This is a genomic window from Photorhabdus viridis, assembly GCF_040256935.1.
Classification (GTDB): Bacteria; Pseudomonadota; Gammaproteobacteria; order Enterobacterales; family Enterobacteriaceae; genus Photorhabdus; species Photorhabdus viridis.
On sequence record NZ_JBEJZY010000505.1, the window covers coordinates 1 to 223 of the forward strand.

1 pseudogene is annotated in these 223 nt (G+C 49.8%); it reads left to right on the forward strand.

The features are described 5' to 3' along the window. Positions 1-28 precede the first annotated feature (28 nt). Positions 29-223: pseudogene (locus ABR397_RS25235) on the forward strand (type VI secretion system baseplate subunit TssF); the annotation flags it as partial.

The following is a 223-nucleotide window of genomic DNA, read 5'->3' on the forward strand; positions in this document are numbered from 1 at the left end:
TCTCGGTCATATTGATTCCGTCAGATCTCTGGTCAAACAACTTAATACCTTCGCGCATCTGGACGCCCCGCGTAGCCGGCATATTCAGCGCATGGCCGATGGTCTCAATCATATCCATATCGAGCCACACTACCGTCTGGTCAAGGGTATCCCCGTGAGAGGCCAAAAAATCACGCTTCGTATGACACCCGGAAATTATGAACATGAAGGCGAAATGTATACC